At 72.7% G+C, this 238-nt stretch carries 1 pseudogene; it reads right to left on the bottom strand.

Features of this window, described 5'->3' with window-relative positions:
- A pseudogene (locus tag ACQG3P_RS23120) lies at positions 1 to 238 on the bottom strand (virulence factor family protein); the annotation flags it as partial.

Raw genomic sequence — 238 nt, 5'->3', positions numbered from 1 at the left:
CTGCATAGGCCAGCTCGGCGCCGCTGCCATCGCCGCCGATCAGCGGCAGGTGGTAACCGGGCACGAGCAGGTACGCCTGGAACCAGCGCGAGAAATTCTCCACGTCGCCTGCGCCAAAGCTGCACTTGCCGCCCCCATCGTGGGCCAGACCGGTGCGCAGCCGGGCCACACCGCCCTGGGCCACCAGGGCGCCCTGCGCGCGCAGGGCCTCGATGCGCTCGCGCGTGCGCTGGGGTTC

The organism is Stenotrophomonas sp. SrG (assembly GCF_050031795.1).
Lineage (GTDB): Bacteria > Pseudomonadota > Gammaproteobacteria > Xanthomonadales > Xanthomonadaceae > Stenotrophomonas > Stenotrophomonas rhizophila_A.
Note: the sequence above shows the minus strand (reverse complement) of the source record. Positions and strands in the feature narration are given on the sequence as shown.